At 60.5% G+C, this 9,263-nt stretch carries 10 protein-coding genes and 1 other RNA gene; 7 read left to right on the plus strand and 4 right to left on the minus strand.

Translation table 11 applies throughout. The features are described from left to right. Window positions 1-49 precede the first annotated feature (49 nt). Window positions 50-1,057, minus strand: coding sequence for a type I glyceraldehyde-3-phosphate dehydrogenase (gene gap, locus VJV58_RS07550; RefSeq protein ID WP_324136717.1), 1,008 nt, complete (start codon window positions 1,055-1,057; stop codon window positions 50-52). A 127-nt stretch (window positions 1,058-1,184) separates the two neighbouring features. Next, window positions 1,185-3,176 carry a transketolase gene (gene tkt / locus VJV58_RS07555; RefSeq protein ID WP_324136718.1) on the minus strand — a complete coding sequence of 664 codons (1,992 nt, stop codon included), beginning with the start codon at window positions 3,174-3,176 and terminating at the stop codon, window positions 1,185-1,187. A gap of 283 nt (window positions 3,177-3,459) precedes the next feature. Between tkt and VJV58_RS07560 the strand changes: the two genes are divergently transcribed. From VJV58_RS07560 to VJV58_RS07580, 5 genes are all read left to right on the plus strand, one after another. Beyond that, window positions 3,460-3,777 carry a DUF4164 domain-containing protein gene (locus tag VJV58_RS07560; RefSeq protein WP_324136719.1) on the plus strand — a complete coding sequence of 106 codons (318 nt, stop codon included), beginning with the start codon at window positions 3,460-3,462 and terminating at the stop codon, window positions 3,775-3,777. Then, entirely contained in the window at window positions 3,774-4,157 is a 384-nt protein-coding gene (locus VJV58_RS07565; RefSeq protein WP_324136720.1) for a cell division protein ZapA, read from the plus strand. The genes VJV58_RS07560 and VJV58_RS07565 overlap by 4 nt, the downstream gene beginning before the upstream one ends. Window positions 4,158-4,211: 54 nt before the next feature. Continuing rightward, a non-coding RNA gene (gene ssrS / locus VJV58_RS07570) (6S RNA) lies at window positions 4,212-4,372 on the plus strand. A gap of 212 nt (window positions 4,373-4,584) precedes the next feature. Continuing rightward, window positions 4,585-5,187 carry a 5-formyltetrahydrofolate cyclo-ligase gene (locus VJV58_RS07575; RefSeq protein WP_324136721.1) on the plus strand — a complete coding sequence of 201 codons (603 nt, stop codon included), beginning with the start codon at window positions 4,585-4,587 and terminating at the stop codon, window positions 5,185-5,187. After that, window positions 5,165-5,989: a TIGR00282 family metallophosphoesterase gene (locus tag VJV58_RS07580; RefSeq protein WP_324136722.1), complete on the plus strand. Its 825-nt coding sequence runs from the start codon at window positions 5,165-5,167 to the stop codon at window positions 5,987-5,989. The genes VJV58_RS07575 and VJV58_RS07580 overlap by 23 nt, the downstream gene beginning before the upstream one ends. A gap of 156 nt (window positions 5,990-6,145) precedes the next feature. On the opposite strand, the gene VJV58_RS07585 is transcribed toward VJV58_RS07580, so the two are convergent. After that, complete coding sequence (locus VJV58_RS07585) at window positions 6,146-6,598, minus strand: DUF2231 domain-containing protein (RefSeq protein ID WP_324136723.1); 453 nt, start codon at window positions 6,596-6,598, stop codon at window positions 6,146-6,148. Window positions 6,599-6,988: 390 nt separating this feature from the next. On the opposite strand from VJV58_RS07585, the gene VJV58_RS07590 reads away from it, so the two are divergent. Further along, the gene (locus VJV58_RS07590; protein ID WP_324136724.1) at window positions 6,989-7,300 is read left to right on the plus strand and encodes an H-NS histone family protein; all 312 of its coding nucleotides are present in this window, start codon (window positions 6,989-6,991) and stop codon (window positions 7,298-7,300) included. A gap of 181 nt (window positions 7,301-7,481) precedes the next feature. Here VJV58_RS07590 and VJV58_RS07595 read toward each other — a convergent pair whose 3' ends face one another. Continuing rightward, complete coding sequence (locus VJV58_RS07595; protein ID WP_324136725.1) at window positions 7,482-8,423, minus strand: LysR family transcriptional regulator; 942 nt, start codon at window positions 8,421-8,423, stop codon at window positions 7,482-7,484. Window positions 8,424-8,550: 127 nt separating this feature from the next. On the opposite strand from VJV58_RS07595, the gene VJV58_RS07600 reads away from it, so the two are divergent. Next, window positions 8,551-9,263: Bug family tripartite tricarboxylate transporter substrate binding protein (locus VJV58_RS07600; protein WP_324136726.1), on the plus strand; the 713-nt coding region annotated here is incomplete at its 3' end.

Raw genomic sequence — 9,263 nt, forward strand, 5'->3', positions numbered from 1 at the left:
GAAGCGCGCCTTTTTCAAGCGCCTCGTCGGTGCTTGAAAGGTGGCGAAATCAGAGCAATTTCCCCATCGCCACGGCGGTGTCCGCCATCCGGTTGGAAAAGCCCCATTCATTATCGTACCACGACATTACTCGCACCAGCGTGCCGTTCTGCACCTTGGTCTGGTCCATGTGGAGTGTGGAGGAATGTGGGTCGTGATTGAAATCGATCGAGACGTTGGGCGCGGTGGTATAAGCCAGGATGCCCTTGAGTTGCTGCTCTGACGCGCGCTTCATCGCGTCATTGATCTCATCCTTGTCGGTCTTGCGCGAAGCCACGATTTTTAGATCGACCACCGAGACGTTCGGCGTCGGTACGCGAATGGCCACGCCATCGAGCTTGCCCTGCAATTCCGGCAGCACGAGGCCGATTGCCTTGGCTGCGCCCGTCGAGGTCGGAATCATCGACAGGGCCGCGGCACGGGCGCGATAGAGGTCCTTGTGCAGCGTATCGAGCGTCGGCTGGTCACCGGTGTAGGCGTGGATCGTGGTCATGAAGCCGGTCTCGATCCCTACGGTATCGTTCAGCACCTTCGCAATCGGCGCGAGGCAATTGGTGGTACAGGAACCGTTCGAGACAACCTTGTGGTCCTTGGTCAGCTTGTCGTGGTTGACCCCGTAAACGATGGTCGCATCGGCGTTCTCGGCGGGCGCCGACACCAGCACGCGCTTGGCCCCGGCTGTGAGATGTAGCGAGGCTTTGTCCCTCGCCGTGAAGATGCCGGTGCATTCGAGCGCGATATCGACGCCCAGTTCTTTCCACGGCAGCTTGGCAGGATCACGTTCTGCCGAGACCTTCATCTTGCCATTACCGACGCTGATGGAATCGCCTTCGACCGTCACTGTGCCGGGAAAGCGGCCGTGAACGGAATCAAAGCGCAGCAGATGTGCGTTGGTCTCGACCGGGCCGAGATCGTTGATCCCGACCACTTCGATATCTTTCCGCCCGGACTCGGCGATTGCCCGGAGCACATTGCGGCCGATGCGGCCAAACCCGTTAATTGCGACCCGGACTGTCATTCGCTCTCTCCTAAAGCTTCGAAATCGCGTGTTTTGCGGCCATTTTTGGCCCGTTTGACGTTAAAGGTGATCTATTGCGGAATGTCGGACGCTGCAATGCATCATAGTCCCGAATGTTCCGATAGGCCTACTTTGCACCAAGCCGCTTTGACGCAGCCTCAATGACCGCTTCAGCGGTAATGCCGAAATGCTTGAACAGCGCCTTGGCAGGCGCGCTGGCGCCGAAGCTGCTCATGCCGATGAAAATCCCGTCCGGTCCAATCACGGCATCCCAGCCGAACCGCACCGCGGCTTCGATCGCGATATTCACGCCCGCTGCGCCGATGATTGCTTTCCGCCGGTCCGGTGGTTGCGCTAGCAGCAATTCGAGCGAGGGCACTGATACGACGCGCGCCGGGATGCCGCGTCCGGCAAGCTCCTTGTGCGCAGCGACGGCGATTTCAACTTCCGAGCCGGAGGCAAACAGCGAGACCTTTGGCTCGCCTTTGGCCGCGACCAGTTCATAGCCACCGTGCTTGCACAAATTGTCCGAGTGCGCCGACGTGCGCACTGGCGTGAGGTTTTGGCGTGACAGCGCAAGCACCGTCGGGCCGGCGGTATTTTCCAGCGCCAGTTGCCAGCATTCGGCGGTCTCCACCGCGTCCGCGGGTCGGAACACGCGCATATTCGGCATCGCGCGAAGTGCTGCGAGGTGTTCGACCGGCTGATGCGTCGGGCCGTCCTCACCGAGGCCGATAGAATCATGGGTCATGATATAGACCACCGGCGTGTGCGAGAGCGCCGCGATGCGCATCGAGGGCCGCGCGTAATCAGTGAAACACAGAAAGGTGCCGCCGGCCGGTGCGAAGCCGCCGTGCGTTGAGATACCGTTCATGGCTGCCGCCATGCCCATTTCGCGAATGCCATAGTGGATGTAGCGGCCGCTGAAATCGCCGGGCGTCACTTCCTTCAGGCCCTTCGTGCGAGTGTTATTGGAAGGTGTCAGATCAGCTGAACCCAGCAGCAGTTCCGGCATTTCGGGAACCAGCACGTCCAGCACTATCTCGCTCGCCTTGCGGGTGGCGAGGGTCGGTGGCTCCGCCACCAGCTTTTCCTTGAGCTTGTTGATCGCATCGCCCAGGCGGGGCGGACGTTTGCGATCGATCACGCGCCGGATGAATTCGCTGCGTTGCGCTTGGGGCTTCTTATCGAAGCGGCCGCGCCATTCGGCATGCGCACTGGCGCCCTGTTTTCCGACGTTGCGCCAGGCCTGCAATACGTCATCCGGAATTTCGAACGCCCCGTAATTCCAACCCAACGCTTTTTTGGCGCCGGCGAGTTCCTCGGCGCCGAGCGGCTCGCCATGGGCTTTGGCGGTGCCGGCCTTATGCGGCGCGCCGAAACCGATGGTGGTTTTGCAGGCGATCAACGAGGGGCGGTCGGAATCCTGCGCCTTCGTGATCGCGCTGGCGATGGCCTTCTGATCATGGCCATCGATCTGGACTGCGTTCCAGCCATGGGCCTTAAAGCGCGCCACCTGGTCGACATTGTCGGTCAGCGTGATCGGCCCGTCGATAGTGATCCCGTTGTCGTCATACAGGAAGATCAGTTTGGAGAGCTTCAGGTGTCCGGCGAGCGCAAGCGCTTCATGGCTCACGCCCTCCATCAGGTCGCCATCGGAGCACAACACGTAGGTGTGATGATCGACGATGTCCTCGCCGAATTCCGCGGCCAGCAGCCGCTCGGCCAGCGCCGTTCCCACGGATGAGGCAACGCCCTGGCCCAGCGGACCGGTGGTGGTTTCGATCCCGGAAGTAATGAAATTCTCCGGATGGCCGGGCGTCTTGGAGCCGAGCTGGCGAAAGTTCTTGATCTGGTCGAGGGTGACGTCCTGGTTGCCGGTCAGGTACAGCAGCGCATAGAGCAGCATCGAACCGTGTCCGGCCGAAAGAATGAAGCGATCACGGTCCGGCCAGCGCGGGTCGGCGGCGTCGAATTTCAAAAATTGCGTGAACAGCACCGTCGCCACGTCGGCCGCGCCCATCGGTAGGCCGGGATGGCCCGATTTCGCCTTCTCGACCGCGTCCATCGCCAGCGCGCGGATCGCATTGGCCATACGGGAGTGATCGACGAGCGTCATGGGGGAAATCCGCCTGAAATGAGCTGCTTGGTGACGATCCGGCACACGGCGAACGGTCTCGGCGCAAGCGTTGCTGGTAACGGGAAGTCAGGGCTGGATAGCATCTCGGTTCCGGGAGTCCAAGGCAGTGAAACGCGCGGTTGGGCGGAAAAGTTGCTTTGCGGTGCATAGCTCGCCATCGGCGTTGCGCTCGCCTCACTTGCCTCGTAAATTTCAGCCTCTAAACGCTTGCCGAACCGCAAGTTTCGGGCGGTCGGCTCAGGGAAGGTCCGCATTGTCTCTCATGAGCGATCGCCCCGCCAACGGCTCGGCCAACGAGCCCTCATCGGTCGATATCGACGCCGCGACGCGCCGGCTGATGACAGCGCTCGAGGCGCTGGAGAGCGCGGTGGAGCGACGTCGAGAAGCGGACCGGGACGAAAACGAGCTGGCGAGCCGGATTCAAGCGCTGGGCGCGGATCGCTCCCGGCTCGCCGATGAACTGGACGGATCGCTGGTAAAATCGCGCCGGCTGGAGCGCGTCAATCGCGAAATCGCCGACAGGCTTGACGTCGCAATCGGCACGATACGTTCGGTACTCCACGCCGAAGAGGACTCATGAGCCATATCAACGTCACGATCAACGCGCGGCAATATCGGATGGCCTGCGAGGAAGGGCAGGAGGCTCGGCTCCTGAAACTCGCGGAAGATCTTGAATCACGCATCCAAAGCCTGCGCGGCAAGTTCGGCGAAATCGGAGACGCGCGGCTGACCGTGATGGCGGCGCTCACCGCGTGTGACGAGCTGCTGGATGCCGGTCAACGAATCCGCAATCTCGAACAGGAGCTGGAGGCGCTGCGCAATGTTCGGCTGGCGGCGGTCGATCGTGCACGCGCGACCCAGGCCGCGGTCGCCAACGCACTCAATGCGGCGGCCGATCGCATCGAAAAAACCACGCAAGTGCTGAATCGCACCATTGGCGGCGGGGTTGCCATTGGTTGACCATCACGCGGGTTAGCGCTGGCGATCCCCGGCAAGCATGGTTACATTGGCTCTGCGAAGCTGTGTCGCGCGTCAGGAGCCATATATCCCCGGGGCCTTATCGATCCTTCAGGGAACTGTCCCTGGCCGGGTCCGTGGATCCGGTCATATGGTGCCCACCTACTTTCGTAGGGAACTCCGGGATCGAGTGCTCCAACGGCCATCGCGGCTTCGCACTTTTCTTTCTGCCATCGACTAACTCCCTGCTTCACTATCCTTCGTCAACGCTCGCAGCCGCTGTGTCACGTGATCGCGGTTTTGATCGTCGTCGTGATGCCGGGCGAAACGCGAAGCGCGTCTTGGCGCTAGACGTCGCTCATATCGACGTCTTTAGTGTCTGAACAACTAAGGCGTGGATGGCCGGGACAAGCCCGGCCAAAACGGGGCAATGTCGAATCCTCCGCAAAAGGCCGAACTCCGTGCGGCAGCACTCGCCGCCCGCGAGGCGTTGACGGACGAACATCGCGCAGCGGCAGCGCAGATAATCGCGCAACGCGGCCTGCCGATTGCAATCAAACCCGGCGTGGTGGTCGCGGGGTATTCGCCGATCCGCGGCGAGGTTGATCCGGCTCCGTTGATGCGAAGACTTGCGGCGGAAGGCGCGCGGTTGTCGCTGCCGGTGATCACGGCGCGCGCCCAAGGCTTGAGATTTCGGACCTGGTCGGCCGACGACCGACTTATGCGCGGCGCGCTCGGCATTCTCGAGCCCTCTCCCGGCGCTGCCGAAATTACGCCCGAGATCGTGCTTGTGCCGTTGGCAGCCTTTGATAAGGCCGGCCACCGCATCGGCTATGGCGCCGGTCATTACGATCGAACACTCGTGCAACTGCGCAAATCGAGGCCGATCACCGCGATTGGCCTTGCCTTTGGCGTGCAGGAAGTCGAGGCCGTGCCGGCGTTGGAGCACGACGTCGCATTGGATTATGTGCTAACGGACAGCCGAGCGTTCGACTTCCGGAGTTCATCAGGTGCGCATTCTTTTCGTCGGTGACGTCGTTGGCAGGGCAGGGCGCACCGCCGTCTCGGAGCATCTGCCGGGCATGATCCGCGACTGGGCGCTTGATCTCGTCGTCGTCAATGGCGAGAACGCCGCCGGCGGCTTCGGCATCACCGAGGCGATCTATCAGGAATTTGTCGATGCCGGCGCCGATGCCATAACCCTTGGCAATCATTCCTGGGATCAGCGCGAGGCGCTGGTTTTCATCGACCGCGCGCCGCGGCTGGTTCGGCCGGCGAATTACCCAAAGGGCACGCCGGGGCGCGGCACCGCGCTAGTCGACACCAGGAACGGCAAGCGCGCGCTTGTCATCAATGCCCTCGGACGCGTCTTCATGACTCCGTTCGATGATCCGTTCGCAGTGATCAATCGCGAACTCGAGGCTTGTCCGATGCGCAGAGCCGCCGACGCCATCGTGGTGGATTTTCATTGCGAGGCGTCGAGCGAAAAACAGGCGATCGGCTTTTTCTGCGATGGCCGTGCCAGTCTGGTGGTCGGAACCCACACGCATGTGCCGACCGCCGATCATCAGATACTATCGGGAGGTACCGCCTACATGACCGACGCCGGGATGACTGGCGACTATGATTCAATCATCGGCATGCAGAAGGAAGAACCGCTGCGGCGCTTCACCTCCGGCATTCCGTCAAGCCGTTTCGAGCCGGCGCTGGGTCTTGCGACCTTGAGCGGCGTCGCGGTGGAGACGGATGATGCGACCGGGTTGGCGCTGAGGATCGCGCCGGTGCGGATCGGCGGCAGGCTCGAGCCGACATTGCCGACGTTCTGGAAAATCTAAAGCGTTTTTGAGCGAAGCCGATGCCGGTTCGCGTGAAAAAACGTGCCGAAAGAAAAAGCTAGACGCAGCTGGCGATGCCGTTTTTCGCGCTAAACGAGATCGCCATCTCACGTCGATCGGTTATAGCCAAGCGGTGTCGTGGTCTCTGACCTCCGATCACGGCAACTGATTGGTCACACCGACGCGATGGCGATAGACCATCTCCCAACCCTTCCAACCGGTGAATAGCAGGATCAGAACGACAATCACCGACAACACCAGGCCTGTCGGGATCACAGCGGCGGTTCCATGCTCGTATCGCGAATACCAGTTGTAGAGTTCGATCAGCACAGCAATCACGTTGCCTCCCGCGTGTAACCAGGCATCAGTTAAATTGCGGATCTGAGCGTCTCCGAAAACGTCGATGAGTCCCATCACGGCCGCAAGCGCGGCCAGGATGAGCCCAATGCCGAGTAGCCAAAGAGACGCATTCGACCAGAACTCGTTGGAAGTTTTCCAGAACGCGAGGTCAGAGAGCAGCGTCAGAACGAAACAGGCGATCGGAAAGGGAATGAGCATCGGATGAATGGGATGCCCGGCGATCTGAGCGGTCGATTCAGGATTTCGCATCGGTTTCTCCAAATTTTTCAAGCTTGCGTCGTCGTGTCATGACCTTCCCCCAATCAACAAACCGAGAGCTGGATTCGATGCACCGGGTCCCCTCAGGTGACGGCGCAGGCCCTGATATCAAGAGGATGTGATCGATAATGCGGACCGCCATCGCCCGGGCGGCCGGCTTAAGTCCGGTATCCGACGCTTTTTCGACGACGCGCAACTACTTTCGCGGCCCCTCCTGGGAGGGTGTTTTGCTGCGCCACAACCTGTTTCGGAGCCAAGAAAAGACTTGGGGCAAGAAAAGACTTGGGGATTGACGCAATTTGGTCGCGATGACGCCAAAGCCGGATTGCAAACGAGCATCACCAGCGCCGGTCAGCGTAAAAGACATTGGGGAGGCGAAAGGTGAAGGACCAAAACTTTGCAATGATGTCCGCTAATGAGCTGTGGATTTTGCACGAGGAAATACGGGCGATCCTGTCGGCGAAGCTGGACGCTGAAAAGGACGAGCTAAACCGTCGCCTGGCTCAAATAAGCCGGCCCAACCAAAACGGCGAGCGGGCGCGCCGACCTTATCCCAAGGTCTATCCTAAATACCGCAATCCAGAGCGCCCCGCAGAGACCTGGTCCGGACGAGGCAAGCAGCCGCGCTGGGTGGCCGCGCAACTGAGGTCGGGAAAGAAGTTCGACGATCTGCTGATCGCGCGAACCCACTGAAGCAAAGCGGATTGATATTTGTGCCAGCGCCGAAAAGGATCTGCGCGCTGGCACCGCCCGCTATCGGTTATGCACCACTAAACATATCTCGGAACTTGCGGTCTCTTTCGATTTGAGAAACTGGCCGTCCGCCCGGATGCAAGCCGATCCGCTATCTCAAAGTTGCGCGCATAGCGCCGGGTTATTTTCGTTTCGCCAGCGGCTTCGCAATCTCGCGAGCACATTCAACAACCAGCTGCGCGACGGGACTGAGAGCGCGATTTTTCACCGTCACGATCCCGTTTGGCCGCCTTGCCCTCGGCAGTTCGACAGGCAAGATCTTGAGCTGAGAGGCCACGTTGAGGAATTTGATCGCGGATGCGGGGAAAACCGTGACAAACCGGCCGGTTGCCAGCAGGCTGATCCGCATGTGAGGGGAGTCGGTGATCACAGTCGGGCGCAGGGAATCGAGCCCGGCGGCGCGAAAGGCTTCGCTCACGATCGATCCGATCACACTCTCCGGCGGTGGCAACACCCATAATTCACTTGCCAGTTCTCCAATTTCAATTTTGCGACGCCGAACCCATTGATTGTTCGCGCCCGCGACCACGACATAGGAATCATCAAAAAGAAATTCGAAATCCAGTCGCTCGTCAGTGACGGCACCAAAGCTCCGTATAATCAGGAGATCGACGTTACGCTCGCTCAGTTGCTGGTGCAGCATGTCGATATATCCGGTCACGAGATGAAATACGATCCGCGGATAACGGCGAGACAGGCGATCGACGAGCGCCGAAACGAAGCTGGCAGCCAGGAAAGCAGTGCTTCCGATCCGCACTTCCCCTGCTGCCGGGTCGGCAAGAAACTCGATCTTCTTCACGCCCTGGCGCAGGTCATCGAACACGGCAACTCCGCAATCGAGCAAGGCGCGGCCGCATTCGGTCGGTTCGACGCCACGCTGGTGGCGGTCGAGCAGGCGCACGCCCAGCGCGTGCTCCAGATCGCCGATTGATCTTGAAACGTTGGGCTGGGTGGTATTGAGGATGACTGCCGCCTTTCCCATGCTTCCGGCCCGAACCACCGTCATTAGCACGTGCAGGTCTTGCAGCTTTATTCGGCTTCCGATTCGATCGCTCAACTGCATCCCGTGTCACCCATTTCGGTTTTGAGATGATCGGATCAGATAATAGCCTTATCCGTTTATGGCGGCATCAACTATCCTCGGCCGGTAAGGGCAACAGGATGAACGCGAGCAGGGACAGGAGCACGCTGTGAGGGTTTCGCGTCGCCAAGTTCTGCGTCTGTCGGGCGCCGCTGCTGCGCTCCCAACCGTATCCCGTTTAGCCTGGGCGCAGACCTATCCGGCGCGACCGGTGCATATCATTGTCGGCTTCGCCGCCGGCGGCCCGAATGACATTCTCGCGCGTCTGATCGGACAATGGTTGTCGGAGCGGCTCGGTCATCAATTCGTGGTCGAGAACCGGCCTGGCGCAGGCGGCAATATCGCCACAGAGACGGTCGTACATGCATCCGCGGACGGATACACGCTGCTGCTCGTCGGCTCACCGAACGCGATCAATGCGACGCTTTACGAAAATCTAGATTTCAATTTCATGAGCGACATTGCGCCGGTTGCGAGCCTGATCCGCGGCGCGCTTGTGATGGTGGTGCATCCATCCGTTCCCACCAAAACGCTCCCCGAGTTCATCGCCTATGCCAAGGCAAATCCGGGCAAGCTCACTTACGGTTCAGGCGGCGTCGGAGGCATCACCCACATTACCGCGGAGTTGTTCAAGCAGGAGGCCGGACTCGATATTCTGCACGTACCCTATCGCGGCGTTGCCCCCGCGATCACCGATCTGCTCGGTGGCCAGGTGCAGCTTCTCTTTAGCAATCCGGCGCCATTAGTCGGGTACATCAGCAATGGCAAGATGCGCGCGCGCGGGATAACCACGGCGACGCGATCGGAAGCGCTGCCTGACAT

Origin of the sequence: Bradyrhizobium sp. (assembly GCF_035273305.1) — a bacterium.
Taxonomy (GTDB): Bacteria; Pseudomonadota; Alphaproteobacteria; order Rhizobiales; family Xanthobacteraceae; genus Bradyrhizobium.

Coding starts and splice junctions, on each gene's coding strand:
- gap (WP_324136717.1), bottom strand. CDS start 1,057: ATGACAGTCCGGGTCGCAATTAACGGGTTTGGCCGCATCGGCCGCAAT.
- tkt (WP_324136718.1), bottom strand. CDS start 3,176: ATGACGCTCGTCGATCACTCCCGTATGGCCAATGCGATCCGCGCGCTG.
- VJV58_RS07560 (WP_324136719.1), top strand. CDS start 3,460: ATGAGCGATCGCCCCGCCAACGGCTCGGCCAACGAGCCCTCATCGGTC.
- VJV58_RS07565 (WP_324136720.1), top strand. CDS start 3,774: ATGAGCCATATCAACGTCACGATCAACGCGCGGCAATATCGGATGGCC.
- VJV58_RS07575 (WP_324136721.1), top strand. CDS start 4,585: ATGTCGAATCCTCCGCAAAAGGCCGAACTCCGTGCGGCAGCACTCGCC.
- VJV58_RS07585 (WP_324136723.1), bottom strand. CDS start 6,598: ATGCGAAATCCTGAATCGACCGCTCAGATCGCCGGGCATCCCATTCAT.
- VJV58_RS07595 (WP_324136725.1), bottom strand. CDS start 8,423: ATGCAGTTGAGCGATCGAATCGGAAGCCGAATAAAGCTGCAAGACCTG.